Here is a 15,197-nt window from a genome sequence, read left to right on the forward strand (position 1 = left end):
AAAATTCGTCGACCTGCGTTTCACTGATACGAAAGGTAAAGAACAGCACGTCACTATACCAGCCCATCAGGTAGATGCCGACTTCTTTGAAGATGGAAAAATGTTTGACGGCTCCTCCATCGGCGGCTGGAAAGGCATTAACGAGTCCGACATGGTGCTGATGCCTGATGCCAGCACGGCGATGCTCGACCCGTTCTATGAAGAAACCACCCTGATTATCCGTTGCGATATCCTCGAGCCCGCCACCATGCAAGGCTACGATCGCGACCCGCGTTCCATCGCCAAGCGCGCCGAAGAATTCCTGAAATCTTCCGGCATTGCCGATACCGTGCTGTTTGGGCCGGAACCGGAATTTTTCCTGTTTGACGATATCCGCTTCGGTTCGTCCATCTCCGGTTCCCACGTCGCCATTGACGACGTTGAAGCCGCATGGAATACCGATAAAGTTTACGAAGGCGGCAATAAAGGCCATCGTCCCGGCATCAAAGGCGGTTATTTCCCGGTCCCGCCGGTGGATTCATCACAGGATTTGCGTTCAGCCATGTGTTTGACCCTGGAAGAAATGGGCCTGGTGGTTGAAGCTCATCACCATGAAGTCGCCACCGCCGGCCAGAACGAAATCGCCACCCGCTTCAACAGCCTGACGAAAAAAGCCGACGAGATCCAAATCTATAAATATGTCGTGCATAACGTCGCCCATGCCTTCGGCAAAACGGCGACCTTTATGCCGAAACCGATGTTCGGCGATAACGGCTCGGGCATGCATTGCCATATGTCGTTGAATAAAGACGGCAACAATCTGTTCTCCGGCGACAAGTACGGCGGCCTGTCTGAAACCGCGCTGTTCTACATCGGCGGCATCATCAAACATGCCAAGGCCATCAACGCCCTGACCAACCCGACCACCAATTCCTACAAACGTCTGGTCCCGGGCTATGAAGCGCCGGTAATGCTGGCCTACTCCGCCCGCAACCGTTCCGCCTCCATCCGTATCCCGGTGGTCGCCAGCCCGAAAGCCCGTCGTATCGAAGTACGCTTCCCGGACCCGGCCGCCAACCCATACCTTGCGTTTGCCGCCCTGCTGATGGCCGGCCTGGACGGGGTTATCAATAAAATCCATCCCGGCGATGCCATGGACAAGAACCTGTACGATCTGCCGCCGGAAGAAGCCAAAGAAATCCCACAGGTGGCGGGTTCGCTGGAAGAAGCCCTTAAGGCGCTGGAAACAGATCACGAGTTCCTGACCCGCGGCGGCGTTTTCACCGAAGACTCCATCGACGCGTATATCACTTTGCGCACGGAAGAAGTGGACCGTATCCGCATGACGCCGCATCCGGTGGAATTCGAGCTGTATTACAGCGTATAACTTGATGAGTTTTTGTTGCCGTGGAAACTTTCAGCCCATCTTCGGATGGGCTTTTTTCTCCAGCAAACCTTGCGCAAAGCCAAGCGCATGATTAACTAATGGACTAAATGCACTTGAACAGTGCGGGAGACTGCTTTATGGCTACAGGCTCATTGCCCGATGCTGGGCAGATCCTTAATTCGTTGATTAACAGCATCCTGCTGCTGGATAATGACCTTGCCGTTCATTACGCCAATCCGGCGGCGCAACAGCTTTTAGCGCAAAGCTCGCGCAAACTTTTCGGTACGCCGCTGCCTGAACTGCTGGGATATTTTTCGCTCAACGTCGAACTGATGCGCGAAAGCCTTAACGCCGGGCAAGGGTTTACCGATAATGAGGTTACGTTGGTGGTGGACGGACGGGCGCATATCCTTTCCCTTACCGCACAACGCCTGCAAGAGGATTTTTTCCTGATGGAACTGGCGCCGATGGATAATCAGCGACGCCTCAGCCAGGAACAGATCCAGCATGCCCAGCAGGTGGCGGCGCGGGATCTGGTGCGCGGCCTGGCCCATGAAATCAAAAATCCGCTCGGCGGACTGCGCGGCGCGGCGCAACTGCTCTCCAAGGCTTTACCCGATCCCTCCCTGCTGGAATACACCAAGGTGATCATTGAACAGGCCGACCGCCTGCGCAATCTGGTCGATCGCCTGCTTGGGCCGCAGCAGCCCGGTATGCATGTGACCCAAAGCATTCATCAGGTGGCCGAGCGGGTATTCAAGCTGGTCTCGCTGGAAAAACCGGATAATGTCACCCTCCTGCGGGATTACGATCCCAGCCTGCCTGAACTGGCCCACGATCCTGACCAAATGGAACAGGTCTTGCTGAATATTACCCGTAATTCGCTGCAGGCACTGGGTGAAGACGGTGGCACGATCACGATACGTACCCGTACCGCGTTCCAGTTAACGCTGCACGGCGTCCGCTATCGTTTGGTAGCGCGAATTGATATTGAAGACGACGGTCCGGGCGTACCGGCGCAATTGCAGGATACGCTGTTCTACCCCATGGTCAGCGGCCGTGAAGGCGGCACCGGTTTAGGGTTATCCATTGCCCGCAGTCTTATCGATCAAAATTCGGGTAAAATTGAATTTAACAGTTGGCCGGGGCATACCGAATTTTCGGTGTTCCTGCCCATTCGCCAGTGAGGTCACTATGCAACGAGGGATAGTCTGGATCGTCGACGACGATAGCTCCATCCGCTGGGTGCTTGAACGCGCCCTCACTGGAGCCGGGTTGACTTGCGTCACCTTTGAAGGCGGCAGTGAAGTGCTGGAGGCGATAGCAACCCAAACTCCGGACGTGTTGTTATCGGATATACGCATGCCCGGCATGGACGGCCTGGCATTACTTAAACAGATTAAGCAGCGCCACCCGATGCTGCCGGTGATTATCATGACCGCCCACTCGGATCTGGACGCCGCGGTCAGTGCTTACCAACAGGGCGCGTTCGATTACCTGCCGAAGCCGTTTGATATCGATGAGGCGGTGGCGCTGGTGGAGCGCGCGGTCAGTCACTATCTTGAACAGCAACAGCCGGCGCGCGCGCAGCCCGCCAGCGGCCCGACCACCGATATTATCGGTGAAGCGCCGGCCATGCAGGATGTCTTCCGCATTATCGGCCGCCTGTCCCGCTCCTCCATCAGCGTGTTGATTAACGGCGAGTCCGGTACCGGTAAGGAACTGGTCGCCCACGCGCTGCATCGCCATAGTCCGCGCGCCAAGGCCTCGTTTATCGCGCTGAATATGGCGGCGATCCCGAAGGATTTGATCGAATCGGAACTGTTCGGCCATGAGAAAGGGGCTTTTACCGGCGCCAATCAGGTACGGCAGGGGCGTTTTGAGCAAGCGGACGGCGGCACATTGTTCCTGGATGAAATCGGCGATATGCCGCTGGATGTTCAGACCCGGCTGCTGCGCGTACTGGCGGACGGCCAGTTTTACCGGGTCGGCGGTTATGCGCCGGTCAAAGTCGACGTCAGAATTATTGCCGCCACCCATCAGAATCTGGAGGTGCGTGTACAGGAGGGCAAATTCCGCGAGGATTTGTTTCATCGCCTGAACGTCATCCGGGTACATTTACCGCCGCTGCGGGAACGACGGGAAGATATTCCCCGTCTGGCGCGCTATTTCCTGCAGGTCGCGGCCAAGGAGCTGGGGGTAGAACCTAAAAACCTGCATCCGGAAACCGAAACCGCGCTCACCCGCCTGCCCTGGCAAGGCAATGTCCGCCAGTTGGAAAACACCTGCCGCTGGTTGACGGTCATGGCCGCCGGCCAGGAAGTGTTGATCCAGGATCTGCCGCCGGAACTGTTTGAAAGCACGGCGCCGGACGCCACGGTACAGTCGCTGCCGGACAGTTGGGCCACCCTGCTGGCGCAATGGGCGGACCGCGCGCTGCGCTCCGGTCACCAGAACCTGCTTTCTGAAGCCCAGCCGGAGATGGAAAGGACGTTGCTGACCACCGCCCTGCGACATACCCAAGGGCATAAACAGGAAGCCGCCAGGCTGCTCGGCTGGGGGCGCAATACCCTGACGCGCAAGCTAAAAGAGCTGGGCATGGAATAAAAACCGCGGGTTTATAACCTGGTGGAATAGCGACGGAAAAACAAGCAAAATAACGTGCGAAACGACGTTATTTTGCTCTTTACATCCCGAATGCAGACAGTATGATCTTGTCGCTGACCGGGAGGAAGACCATGTTTAATTCAATTATTGATTTGCTGAGCCAGGGCGCGGATATGACCGTCGCGGCGGGCCATGCTCCGCAAACGGCGCTGGCCGCCATACTTTGCGCCGCGCTGATTAATTTTTTCAGCTGATCAAATCACCCGCGAGTATTGGCGCTGGCGGGATTTAGCGCGCAGGTAAACGTCAAAACACATGCAGATATTGCGGATCAGCAGGCGCCCTTTGGCGGTGACGGTTATCGCCCGGCCGGAAATCGCCACCAGCCCGTCGCACTCCAGCGGCCGCAGCAGCGCGATATCCTCGGCAAAATAGCGATTGAAATCTATCGCATAGCGGCTTTCCAGCACGCTGAAATCGATATAAAACTGGCAAATCAATGACTTGATAACGTCGCGCCGCAGGCAGTCGTCTTGCGACAACGCCACCCCGCGCCATAAGCCGTTGCCCTGGCGCGCTACGCTTGCCACATAGCTCTTCATCTCTTTCTGGTTCTGCGCGTAGCTATCCCCGATCATACTTATCGCCGAAATGCCCAGCCCCAATAAATCACAGTCGCCCTGGGTGGTATAACCCTGGAAATTGCGGTGCAGCGTGCCGGCTCGCTGCGCCAGGGCCAGCTCGTCGTCAGGACGCGCAAAGTGGTCCATACCGATAAACTGGTAACCCGCGCCGCAAAGCGCCGCAATGGAATGCTGGAAAATGTCCATTTTATGCGACGCGTCGGGTAGATCGGCGGGATTGATTTTCCTTTGGGCGGCAAACAACGCCGGCATGTGCGCGTAATTAAATACACTCAGGCGCTGGGGGTTTAGCGTGATCACCCGGTCAAGGGTATGCCGGAAGCTCGCCAGCGTTTGGCGCGGCAGTCCATATATCAGGTCGATATTGGTGGATAGGAAACCCAACTGCCTGGCGCGGCCTATCAGGTCGAAAATCAGCTGCTCATCCTGCCGCCGGTTAACCAGCCGCTGGACCTCCGGGTCAAAATCCTGCACGCCCATGCTGATACGGTTAAACCCCTCGGCATGGAGATGGTCCATCATTTCCAGCCCGATCTCGCGCGGGTCAATTTCAATGGACATCTCAGCGCCGGGCGCAAAGCGGAACTGCTGGCGCACCACGGCCACCAGGCGCGATATCTGGGCCGGCGACAAAAAGGTGGGCGTGCCGCCGCCCCAGTGCATCTGGGTGACCTGGCGGTCCTGGAACAACGGCGACCGCCGCCGGATTTCCTGCTCGAGGACATCCAGGTAGCGGTCGACTTTTTCCGGCTGGCGGGTCACGATTTTATTACAGCCGCAGAAATAACAGATCTTATGGCAAAACGGTAAATGCAGATACAGCGACAGCGGCCGGAGGGGATATCGCGCCACCGCCTGGAGAAACGCCGGTTCGTCGTATCCTTCGCTAAATTCCAGGGCGGTGGGGTAAGAGGTGTAGCGCGGCCCGGACTGGTTATATTTTTGAATGAGGGCCGAATCCCATTCTATCGCTGGCACTGACATGGCTGCTTACTCCTTACGAAATTTACGCCGTCCCCGCCTTTTTACGGGCGCGGCCGGTTTTCGCCTGGCGACCCGGGCCAAACGTAACCGGTTTTTACGTCGCGAAAGCCGCCATAGTTTACTCAATAACCACACTAAATAACATGTCAACGGCGCGACGATGAGCAGCAGCGGGTTCAATGATTAAAATGAATCTTTCTGGCCGCGCTTGAGCAATTGCAGCATATCTTCATTTTTGGCGTCGTCTTCTTCATCATCTTCAATTTCGATGCCCAGCTGGGTCATCAGCTCATCGATGCGATCCAGGGTCTTATCCACATACGCCTGCTCCGGCGCCGTTAATTCTTTGCCTTGTTCCAGCCGTTGTAACAATTCATCCAGACGCTCGTCGCTCTCCAGATTTTCCAGCTCCACTTCCGGCAAGATAGCCATGGTAAGGGGAATGGTGATTTCCGGCGCCACCGGTTTTTTCACCGTCGGGCCGTCGGCGATAAGCGGCACGGGTTTTTTGCTGCCGATGCGGCGATCGACGATGCTCGCCTGGGCGTTTCGGCCACCGGTTTTATTGCCTTCCTGCGCCCGCGAACCGGAAGCCAGGCCACGCCGTTTTTTCTGGCGCTGGCGGGCACGGCCCTCGGTATTCAACTCTTCGCGGCTTTTACGCTTGTTCTTGGCGACGACGGGTTTACCGCGCCCGCCTTTTGCTGTTGCATTCATGATGTCTGCTCTGTCGTAAGTGTCATTAAGTATGGAATTGCGGCGAAATCTATCAGAAACCCTGCCAATAAAAAAGGTGGCAGTTAATCTGCCACCATAAAGTGAAGGTGCTTCGCGAGAAAAACAGTCCCCACGGCAATGAACCTGACGGTCCACATCCTGTGTATCGGGTCGTCGCTGCGATGATGTTTTATTCTACTCTATACGAAGCAGATTGGTTAGGGTGTATTCCTTTACGCGCTCATCCTAAGCAGAATTCATCCCTGGGAAGGGCTGGAAGAGGGCTTTGTGCCGGGCTAAAGCGGAGCACTTGGCCCTGTATGGCGCTTTTCGCGTTGAAAAGCGTCACTTTCAGGCGCTCCGTGCCTTGCCAACTAATGTAGCCTGATGAGATTAAGTCGCAATACGCTCCCTGGGCACCGATTGTCGCTTGTGAAGGCGATGATTATTCAACATTATGATTTATAATTGATTAATTTTATTCAAACGAGATTTCGCTGCTTGCAACGAGCGGATCTCCTACAAATTTAAAAAGCCAAATACTTAAATGAAATGGCATTGTTGCTAAAAAAAAGCCCTTACATCGGCGGTGGCGCGGCCCGTGGAAAGATAAAAACCGCTTTTTGGCATATAACCCGTATAATTGGCGGCAATAAGTCATCCCGAGGGAGAGGAAAATTTGATCACCTCATACAATTACCATATGACGCATTTTGTCATGAGCGCTCCCGATATTCGCCACTTGCCCGCGGATACCGGCATCGAAGTTGCGTTTGCCGGACGCTCCAACGCCGGCAAGTCCAGCGCCCTGAATACCCTGACCAATCAAAAAAGCCTGGCCAGGACCAGTAAGACGCCCGGACGCACACAGCTCATCAACCTGTTTGAGGTCGAGCCGGAAATACGTCTGGTGGATTTGCCGGGCTATGGCTATGCGGAAGTGCCTGAGGAAATGAAACGCAAGTGGCAACGCGCCCTGGGCGAATACCTGCAAAAGCGTCATAGCCTGAAAGGACTGGTGGTATTGATGGATATTCGCCACCCGATGAAAGATCTGGATCAGCAAATGGTGCAGTGGGCGGTGGGAGTGGATATTCCGGTCCTGGTGTTGCTGACCAAATCGGACAAACTGGCTTCCGGCGCGAGCAAAGCCCAGCTGAACCTGGTGAGGGAAGCCGCCGCGGCATTTGAGGGGGATATACAGGTTGAGGCGTTTTCGTCGCTGAAAAAAACCGGCGTCGACAAATTGCGCCTTAAGCTCGACACCTGGTTTAGTGAAACCCTGCCGGCATCGGATGAAGAACCGCCCTATGCGGAATAGGCCGCGGTATCTGTATAGCGCCCAATAAAAAACGCCCCAGCCAATGATGACTGGGGCGGCTAATATTTAGCCAAATCCGATTACGTGAAGTAAAAGGTCTGAAAGATAGAACATCTTACCTCTGTACCCTACGTCTGTAACTTTACATCAATTTATCGCCGTGCAAAAGAATTTTTTGTAGTTTAATTTCACTTTTTTTGCAAGTGCCACACCATTATCCCGGTCCAAGTCACCTTTTTATGTAGCTTAATTACGGAAAACGCTTAGTGTTTCGTCACTTAGTGAGCCTGATCCCAGTTTTCACCTACCCCCACCTCAACCTGTAGAGGGACATCGAGGCTGAAACAGCCTTCCATCAGGGAGGTAATGCGGGGTATCGCGTCATCTACGGCGTCGCGCCGCACTTCAAACACCAATTCATCATGGACCTGCATAATCATGCGCGCCCCCGGCCGGTCTTTTTGCAGCCACGCATCGATGGCGATCATTGCGCGTTTGATAATATCGGCGGCGGTACCCTGCATGGGGGCGTTTATCGCCGCGCGCTCGGCGGCTTTCTTGCGGGTGCCGTTGCGGGAATGGATATCCGGCAGATAAAGCCGACGGCCGTCGAGGGTGGAAACGTAACCCTGCTCCTCCGCCTGCCTGCGGGTGTTTTCCATATATTCCAGCACGCCAGGATACCGCTCGAAATAGAGATTCATATAACGCTGCGCCTCGGAGCGGCCCACCGAAAGCTGGCGCGCCAGCCCAAACGCGCTCATGCCGTAGATAAGACCGAAGTTAATCGCCTTGGCGCTGCGGCGCTGCTCATTGGACACCTTATCAAGCGCCAGGCCGAAGACTTCGGCGGCGGTGGCCCGATGTATATCCTTGCCGGCGGCAAAGGCATTAAGCAGGCCCTGGTCGCGCGAGAGGTGCGCCATGATGCGCAGTTCTATCTGCGAATAGTCCGCCGCCACGATAACGGCATCTTTCGGCGCGATGAATGCCTGCCTGATGCGCCGTCCTTCCTCATTCCGCACCGGGATGTTTTGCAGGTTGGGATCGGTTGAGGACAGCCGACCGGTGGCGGTAACCGCCTGTTGATATGAAGTATGCACGCGTTTGGAGTGCGGATTTATCATCAGCGGCAATTTATCGGTATAGGTCGACTTCAGCTTGGCCAGGCCGCGATACTCAAGAAGCAGCTTGGGCAGCGGATAATCCAGCGCCAGCTCGGCCAGCACTTCCTCGTTGGTCGACGGCGCGCCGCCAGGCGTCTTTTTCAGGATCGGCAGCTTCTGCTTATCATATAAAATCGCCTGGAGCTGCTTGGTGGACGAAAGATTGAAGGCTTCGCCCGCCAGTTCATGCGCCTCGGCTTCCAGCTCGCCCAGGCGTTTAGTCAGTTCAACCGAATGCGCGGCCAGGATCTTCTCGTCAATCAATACCCCGGTGCGCTCAATGCGCGACAGCACCGGCACCAATGGCATTTCAATTTCCTCGAAGACCTTTTTCAAACCGCTCTCCCGCTCAATCTGCGGCCAGAATTGTTCATGCAGCCGCAGCGTGACGTCCACGTCCTCGGCGGCATAGGGGCCCGCCTGCTCAAGGGCGATTTGGTTGAACGTCAGCTGGTTTTTACCTTTACCGGCAATGTCCGTAAAACCGACCGTGGTGTGTTTCAGGAAACGATCGGCCATGCTGTCCATATCATGACGGCCCGACACGCTGTTAAGCACATAGGATTCAAGCATGGTGTCAAAGGCGATGCCGTTCAGTTCGATATCATATCGCTGCAATACGCCGCGATCGAATTTCAGATTCTGGCCAATTTTGCGGATGGACGGATCTTCAAGCAAGGGTTTAAGCAGGCCGAGCACCTGGTCGCGATTTAACTGGTCCGGCGCGTCGAGATAATCGTGACCCACCGGTAAATAGGCGGCGTCGCCCGGGGTAATGGCAAACGAGAGCCCAATCAGGTTGGCGCTCAGGGTATCCAGGCTATCGGTTTCCGTATCAAAGGCGAATAGTCCGGCCTGTTTGATGCGCTTTATCCAGCTGTTCAGGTCAGCCAGTTCATAGATAACCTGATAACCGTCCTGGGAAAGCTGCACCGCCTCCGGTTCATCCGCGCCAGCCTGCGGCGCCGGGGCATTGAACGGGGTACGCGCGGCGGGGACGGCGTTGGCGCGGCCTTGCAGCCATTTACCCGCCTCCAGGTCCGCCAGCCAGCGTTTAAATTCATATTGAGTGAACAGCAGCTGCAATGCCGCCACGTCGGGCTCGGTTACGGTTAATTGATCAAAAGGCAAATCCAGCGGCACATCGGTCTTGATGGTCGCCAGCTGATATGACAGATAGGCCAGTTCTTTATTTTGTTCCAGCTTCGGCGCCATGGTTTTGGCGCCGCGAAATGACAGCCCGCCAACGCTTGCCAGATCGCTGTAGATCTTATCCAGGCTACCCAGTCCCTGCAGCAGCGCCTGGGCGGTTTTCTCACCTACGCCCGGCACGCCGGGAATATTATCCGAGCTGTCGCCCATCAGCGCCAGGTAATCAATGATAAGCTCCGGTGGAACGCCAAATTTTTCCCGCACTTCCTCCGGCCCGAGAATAGTGTTGGACATGGTATTGATTAGCGTGATCGTCGGCGATACCAGTTGCGCCATATCTTTGTCGCCGGTGCTTATCAGCACTTCGCGACCGGAACGGGCCGCCTCAAGCGCCAGCGTACCGATCACGTCGTCAGCCTCGACGCCGGTCACCGCCAGCAGGGGCAAACCCATCGCCTTGACCATGCTGTGCAATGGCTCGATTTGACTACGCAAATCATCCGGCATCGACGGACGGTGAGCCTTATAGTGTTCGAATAGTTCGTCGCGAAAAGTCTTACCCTTGGCGTCAAACACCACCGCCACGTGGCTGGGCTTATACTGCGTAAGCAGGCTTTTCAGCATATTCAGCACGCCATACATGGCGCCGGTCGGTTCGCCCGCGCTATTGGTTAAAGGCGGGAAGGCATGATAGGCACGGTAGAGGTAGGAGGAACCATCAACCAGTATTAACGGATTGTCTGCAATATGAGCCATAGCGTCTTTCGATCTTTTTAGTCAGCAATCATAGGGGATAGCATGCCACAGCTGGCCGCCGGAGACGAATGTTTGCGTAGTAAAAGGACGAGAAAAAAACTGTCAATTGGGCTTGATCCGCGCGATCGTGCTGTGGATAACTTTGTGAGTAAAAAAAATCACTACTGTGATTAAATCTTTAATAATGTTGGGGTTTATGAAAAAACCATTTTTTATCAATCAGTTATAAACGTTTTTTTACTAATCCCATATTTATCAGTAGCATTTCGCGTTTGTGGATATAACCCACATCCTCATGTCCCGCATAAATTGATAAGCGCTTTTGGCTAAAAAAGGATATACGCAAATCCCTCCCGCCAACAGGCGTAGCGCTGGAAATAACTAAGTGAGCCGAGATTATCAAATGAATAAAAAACGCCGGGCATAGCCGGCGTTTTGAAGTAATACTTTAATTTATTTAATTCTGCGTTAGCAGGAATTTAACCACGTCGGCAAATTGCTTGACGTAGATATCCTTTGACGACATATCCAGGCCGTCATTCTTGACCATATATTTGCCGTTCACAAACATGGCCGGAACACCGCGTAATTGCAAATCGGAAGCGGCTTTTTCCTGCTGAACCACCAGGGATTTGACCACAAAGCTATTCCAGGCGCCGTCATATTCCTCACCGCTTACACCGGCCTTAATAAAGACATTACGCAGATCGGCGGGAGTTTGAATAGTCTGTGTTTTCTGGATGCCGTCAAACAGCAACGGACTGACTTTGTCCTCCACGCCCAACGCCATGGCGACGGCCCAGGCCTGGGTAACTTGTTTACCCATATCGCCGCCGAGGAAATCGACATGATATTTAGTCATTTTCGTGCCCGCGGGCAATGCCTGTTTCACCGTGCTGGAGACATGGAAGTTCTGTTCGAATTCATAACAGTGAGGGCAGTAAAACGAGAAAAACTCCAGCACCTGCGGCTCACCGGTCGCCGGTTTATCGAGTTGGATATATTGCTGGCCCTCGGTAAATTGGGCGGCCGAAACGCTAAACGCCAACGCGAGCCCCATAAGCGCAAACCAAATCTTCTTCATTACGTTATTCTCCAAATGTTTAATACGTAGGCATAAGCTGTAAAGGTGGTTCATGCAATAGCTTTACCTGCTCTGTAAATATGAGAGTTTGCTGTGACCAGAACTCAGCTTCCACCATCCAGGGAAAACTATAGGGAAAAGCAGGATCTCCCCAGCGCCGGCTAATCCAGGCCAGGTAATAGATCATACGCATCGCGCGTAACGGTTCTATCAAAGCCAATTCGCGTGGATTGAAATCCATAAATTCACTATAAGCTTCAAGCAACAGCGACAGCTGATATTGCTGCTCAATACGATCGCCATTGAGCAGCATCCATAGGTCCTGTACGGCGGGTCCGTTACGGGCGTCATCCAGGTCAACAAACATCGGACCGTCCCGCCACATGATATTGCCCGCGTGAAGATCGCCATGCAGACGCAGCGGATGCCATTGCGTTGTCCAACATAACTTAACTTCGGCTATTAACGTGTCAACGGATTGTAAAAATGCGGTTTTTTGTTTTCCTGCTATAAGCGTGCTGCGCTCAAATTCGCGTCTTGGCTCATCAAGATACTCTTCCAGGCCGATGGTCGGACGGGCTTTGAAGCATTTGTCACCATTATTGCGGTGGATACGCCCGATAAAACGGCCTACCCATTCAAGCTGTTCGTCGTTATCCTGCTCAAATTGCCTGCCGCCGACGCTTGGGAATACGGCAAAATGAAAGCCTTCATGCCGCAAAAGCGTGGAACCATTGATGCGCATCGGTGGAACCACCGGGATTTCCGCCTCATCCAGTTCCAATGAAAGCGCATGTTCCTCGAGGATCTGCTCAACAGACCATCGCTCAGGGCGATAGAACTTAACCACGTAACGTTTTTTATCTTCGTCCAGAAATTGGTAAACCCGGTTTTCATAGCTATTAAGGGCGGTTAATCCGGAATCGATGCGTAAACCGACGTTTTCCAGGGCATCCATTATAAGCTCCGGCATTAACGTCTTGAAATTAAATGCGGTTATATCCATAAAACGCTCATTTCGTCGCCCTTGCCTAGTCTTTGATGATGCCGCGCGCGCGCAGGATCGCGGTTTTGAAATCCTCTTCGTAGTCCTTTTGCAAACCCGGAATAGCCTGCGTTTTGTCGGCACCGCGCATTTTTAGGTGATAGATTAACGTATCATCAGACAAAGCGGTTAAATCACCGTCATATCCGGCTTCTTGCGCCAATTTTTGCAGGAATTGCAGCAAATTCAGATCGGACTCTTTCTGCCATGCCGGATGCAGCAGTTCGATAAGCTCATTAACGCGGTGATATTTCATAACGCAATCCTCTTAATGTCCCAGTGTTAATGTACCAAGATCCACCGGGCAGGATAAACATGATTGTTCTGTCACATGTGAAACATTGTATCTTAATATGTGAGCCTGCCCATCGATGATTAGGCTTTAAGGGAGAGTAATTATCAAAGCGGACATCACAGGCGTGATCCTGGCCGGCGGCCAATCAACACGAATGGCCGGTAAAGATAAAGGGTTGGTTATGGTTAACCAAATACCCCTGTATCGCTATGTCCTGGACCGCCTGGCGCCCCAGGTCGATACCCTGTTGCTTAACGCCAACCGCAATATCGATATCTATCGGCACAGCGGGCTGCGGGTGGTTAGCGATACCCTGCCCGGTTTTCCCGGCCCCCTCGCCGGCATGCTGACCGGTTTGCAGGCGGCTACAACACAGTGGGTCGCCTTCGCGCCGTGCGACGTGCCGGTTTTCCCCGCGGATTTGGTCCAACGGCTCTGGGACGGCAAGCGGGACGCTCCCGCCGCCTTCGCAAGCGGGGGAGGCCGTGATCATCCCGCTTTTGCCCTGCTCAACCGCGCATTGATTGCCCGGCTGGAGGCTTTCCTGGCGCAGGGAGAACGCAAGGTGCTGCTATTTTTTAACCGCATCGGCGCCGAAAGAGTGATATTCCCGGTTAAACCCCCCTATTTCCATAACCTTAATACCCCGCTTGATGTGCTGAACTGGGCGAAAACCTAAGGAGCAATATATGTCCGCTACCGTTCCCGCCTTGCTGGCGGTTACCGCTTTCAGCGGCACCGGCAAAACCACCTTGCTGACCCAGCTTATTCCCCGGCTCAGCCAGGCCGGAATACGCGTGGGAATCATCAAGCATACCCATCACAAGATGGATGTGGATACGCCAGGGAAAGACAGCTATGAACTACGTAAGGCCGGCGCGCGGCAAACCATGGTGGCAAGCGAGGCACGCTGGGCGCTGATGACTGAAACGCCGGATCTGGCAATGCCGTCATTATCCTGGCTGGCCGGTCAAATGGACGATAAGCTTATCGATCTGATTTTGGTGGAAGGATTCAAAGACGAACCGGTACCAAAAATTGCGCTGTTTCGCAAGGATACCGGCAAAGAGTGGTTACCATTGATTGACCGCCATGTCATCGCTGTGGCCAGCGATGTTCAGATCGACGTCAACCTGCCGCTGCTGGACATTAACCAACCCGATGAAATCGCGGCGTTCATCGGCAACTGGTTGCGCGGTCAGGTCCAATCTGGCACCTGTGGATGAATATCGAGTAGGAGGCGGGATTACTCCCGCCGTCCTCTCACACCACCGTACGTACGGTTCCGTATACGGCGGTTCAGGCTATACGGCTAAGTCGGTTTATCGTATCCAGTGTCGACACCAGTCCAAGCCGGTCCCACTGCTTCTTCGGCAACGCCTGATTCATATGCGACGCTCCCGAGTTCCACCAGGGACCTCGTCCATTGCTCGTCGATTTCCAGGCGCGTTCTGCATTCAGCCCCAAGCGCGTCAAGTTCCGTGCCCTGGTAGAGGGATTCTTCCATTGGCGCCATAGGGCACATCGCAGTTTATGCCGCACCCAGCCATCAAGCTCTTCGAGAGGCCTATTGCTCTGACTTAACTTAAAGTAACCGGCTCAGCCGCGCAGTACCGGGTTTATTCGCGCGACCTTCCTGCTTATGCCTGTCGGATTTACGTCGCAGCGTTCCGTGCAAGTATTGGGCTTTGACGATTTTAGCCGTCTCACCCCGCTGCGCCGCCTGATCCGCTTGCTGTTCGTCAGGCCAGCAGTTTGCCTCGGGCTTCCTTCAGATCCGCGGTCGCCCGCGACACCCTTGCCTTTAGCTAACACTTCCCCTTGCCGGGTGTGTAGAGGACTTGCATCTCCAAGTCGCCCCTTGACCACCACGGCCAGGGGACAGCGCCCGTCAAGGCGCTACGCGCCATGCCTGGGGCACATGAAAAAGCCCTCTGTTTGCACAGAGGGCTTCGTCACTATTGGATGCCTGGCAGTTCCCTACTCTCGCATGGGGAGACCCCACACTACCATCGGCGCTACGGCGTTTCACTACTGAGTTCGGCATGGGGTCAGGTGGG

14 protein-coding genes, 1 rRNA gene and 1 pseudogene are annotated in these 15,197 nt (G+C 54.5%); 7 read left to right on the forward strand and 9 right to left on the reverse strand.

Annotation, left to right across the window (positions count from 1 at the left end; genetic code table 11):
- The 4 genes from glnA to VGC33_RS00100 form a co-directional block, all read left to right on the forward strand.
- Positions 1–1,366: glutamate--ammonia ligase (gene glnA / locus VGC33_RS00085; protein WP_331117745.1), on the forward strand; the 1,366-nt coding region annotated here is incomplete at its 5' end.
- Between the two features lie 137 nt (positions 1,367–1,503).
- Positions 1,504–2,553 carry a nitrogen regulation protein NR(II) gene (gene glnL, locus VGC33_RS00090; RefSeq protein WP_331117747.1) on the forward strand — a complete coding sequence of 350 codons (1,050 nt, stop codon included), beginning with the start codon at positions 1,504–1,506 and terminating at the stop codon, positions 2,551–2,553.
- A 7-nt stretch (positions 2,554–2,560) separates the two neighbouring features.
- Complete coding sequence (glnG, locus tag VGC33_RS00095) at positions 2,561–3,973, forward strand: nitrogen regulation protein NR(I) (protein WP_331117749.1); 1,413 nt, start codon at positions 2,561–2,563, stop codon at positions 3,971–3,973.
- A gap of 131 nt (positions 3,974–4,104) precedes the next feature.
- The gene (locus tag VGC33_RS00100; protein WP_331117751.1) at positions 4,105–4,227 is read left to right on the forward strand and encodes a YshB family small membrane protein; all 123 of its coding nucleotides are present in this window, start codon (positions 4,105–4,107) and stop codon (positions 4,225–4,227) included.
- Here the strand turns inward: VGC33_RS00100 and hemN are convergent, their stop codons facing one another.
- Both hemN and yihI read right to left on the reverse strand, forming a co-directional pair.
- A complete protein-coding gene (gene hemN, locus VGC33_RS00105) occupies positions 4,228–5,601 on the reverse strand; it encodes an oxygen-independent coproporphyrinogen III oxidase (RefSeq protein WP_331117754.1) in 1,374 nt (457 codons plus the stop codon).
- 183 nt (positions 5,602–5,784) lie between these two features.
- Positions 5,785–6,318, reverse strand: coding sequence for a Der GTPase-activating protein YihI (yihI, locus tag VGC33_RS00110; protein WP_331117756.1), 534 nt, complete (start codon positions 6,316–6,318; stop codon positions 5,785–5,787).
- A 703-nt stretch (positions 6,319–7,021) separates the two neighbouring features.
- Here yihI and yihA point away from each other — a divergent pair.
- Positions 7,022–7,639 (forward strand): ribosome biogenesis GTP-binding protein YihA/YsxC, encoded by a 618-nt coding sequence (gene yihA, locus VGC33_RS00115; protein WP_414636854.1) that lies wholly within the window; start codon positions 7,022–7,024, stop codon positions 7,637–7,639.
- Positions 7,640–7,705: 66 nt separating this feature from the next.
- Here the strand turns inward: yihA and spfP are convergent, their stop codons facing one another.
- The 5 genes from spfP to VGC33_RS00135 all read right to left on the reverse strand — a co-directional run bounded on the left by spfP (position 7,706) and on the right by VGC33_RS00135 (position 13,098).
- Positions 7,706–7,753, reverse strand: coding sequence for a small protein SpfP (gene spfP, locus VGC33_RS23315; protein ID WP_071892919.1), 48 nt, complete (start codon positions 7,751–7,753; stop codon positions 7,706–7,708).
- A gap of 164 nt (positions 7,754–7,917) precedes the next feature.
- Entirely contained in the window at positions 7,918–10,713 is a 2,796-nt protein-coding gene (polA, locus tag VGC33_RS00120; RefSeq protein ID WP_331117758.1) for a DNA polymerase I, read from the reverse strand.
- A gap of 457 nt (positions 10,714–11,170) precedes the next feature.
- Positions 11,171–11,797, reverse strand: coding sequence for a thiol:disulfide interchange protein DsbA (gene dsbA / locus VGC33_RS00125; RefSeq protein ID WP_331117760.1), 627 nt, complete (start codon positions 11,795–11,797; stop codon positions 11,171–11,173).
- 19 nt (positions 11,798–11,816) lie between these two features.
- On the reverse strand, positions 11,817–12,803 hold the full coding sequence (locus VGC33_RS00130; protein ID WP_331117762.1) for a serine/threonine protein kinase: 987 nt from the start codon (positions 12,801–12,803) through the stop codon (positions 11,817–11,819).
- A gap of 25 nt (positions 12,804–12,828) precedes the next feature.
- Positions 12,829–13,098, reverse strand: a complete 270-nt coding sequence (locus tag VGC33_RS00135) for a YihD family protein (RefSeq protein ID WP_331117764.1) — start codon at positions 13,096–13,098, stop codon at positions 12,829–12,831.
- Between the two features lie 142 nt (positions 13,099–13,240).
- Between VGC33_RS00135 and mobA the strand changes: the two genes are divergently transcribed.
- Both mobA and mobB read left to right on the forward strand, forming a co-directional pair.
- Positions 13,241–13,816 (forward strand): molybdenum cofactor guanylyltransferase MobA, encoded by a 576-nt coding sequence (mobA, locus tag VGC33_RS00140; RefSeq protein WP_331117771.1) that lies wholly within the window; start codon positions 13,241–13,243, stop codon positions 13,814–13,816.
- A 10-nt stretch (positions 13,817–13,826) separates the two neighbouring features.
- Positions 13,827–14,363, forward strand: a complete 537-nt coding sequence (mobB, locus tag VGC33_RS00145; RefSeq protein ID WP_331117766.1) for a molybdopterin-guanine dinucleotide biosynthesis protein MobB — start codon at positions 13,827–13,829, stop codon at positions 14,361–14,363.
- A gap of 73 nt (positions 14,364–14,436) precedes the next feature.
- On the opposite strand, the pseudogene VGC33_RS23205 reads toward mobB, so the two are convergent.
- Both VGC33_RS23205 and rrf read right to left on the reverse strand, forming a co-directional pair.
- Positions 14,437–14,724, reverse strand: a pseudogene (locus tag VGC33_RS23205) (group II intron maturase-specific domain-containing protein); the annotation flags it as partial.
- A 380-nt stretch (positions 14,725–15,104) separates the two neighbouring features.
- A 5S ribosomal RNA gene (gene rrf, locus VGC33_RS00150) occupies positions 15,105–15,197 on the reverse strand; the annotation flags it as partial.

It is taken from the genome of Acerihabitans sp. (genome assembly GCF_036398755.1).
GTDB lineage: Bacteria > Pseudomonadota > Gammaproteobacteria > Enterobacterales > Enterobacteriaceae > Acerihabitans.

Coding starts and splice junctions, on each gene's coding strand:
- glnL (WP_331117747.1), top strand. CDS start 1,504: ATGGCTACAGGCTCATTGCCCGATGCTGGGCAGATCCTTAATTCGTTG.
- glnG (WP_331117749.1), top strand. CDS start 2,561: ATGCAACGAGGGATAGTCTGGATCGTCGACGACGATAGCTCCATCCGC.
- VGC33_RS00100 (WP_331117751.1), top strand. CDS start 4,105: ATGTTTAATTCAATTATTGATTTGCTGAGCCAGGGCGCGGATATGACC.
- hemN (WP_331117754.1), bottom strand. CDS start 5,601: ATGTCAGTGCCAGCGATAGAATGGGATTCGGCCCTCATTCAAAAATAT.
- yihI (WP_331117756.1), bottom strand. CDS start 6,318: ATGAATGCAACAGCAAAAGGCGGGCGCGGTAAACCCGTCGTCGCCAAG.
- yihA (WP_414636854.1), top strand. CDS start 7,022: ATGACGCATTTTGTCATGAGCGCTCCCGATATTCGCCACTTGCCCGCG.
- polA (WP_331117758.1), bottom strand. CDS start 10,713: ATGGCTCATATTGCAGACAATCCGTTAATACTGGTTGATGGTTCCTCC.
- dsbA (WP_331117760.1), bottom strand. CDS start 11,797: ATGAAGAAGATTTGGTTTGCGCTTATGGGGCTCGCGTTGGCGTTTAGC.
- VGC33_RS00130 (WP_331117762.1), bottom strand. CDS start 12,803: ATGGATATAACCGCATTTAATTTCAAGACGTTAATGCCGGAGCTTATA.
- VGC33_RS00135 (WP_331117764.1), bottom strand. CDS start 13,098: ATGAAATATCACCGCGTTAATGAGCTTATCGAACTGCTGCATCCGGCA.
- mobB (WP_331117766.1), top strand. CDS start 13,827: ATGTCCGCTACCGTTCCCGCCTTGCTGGCGGTTACCGCTTTCAGCGGC.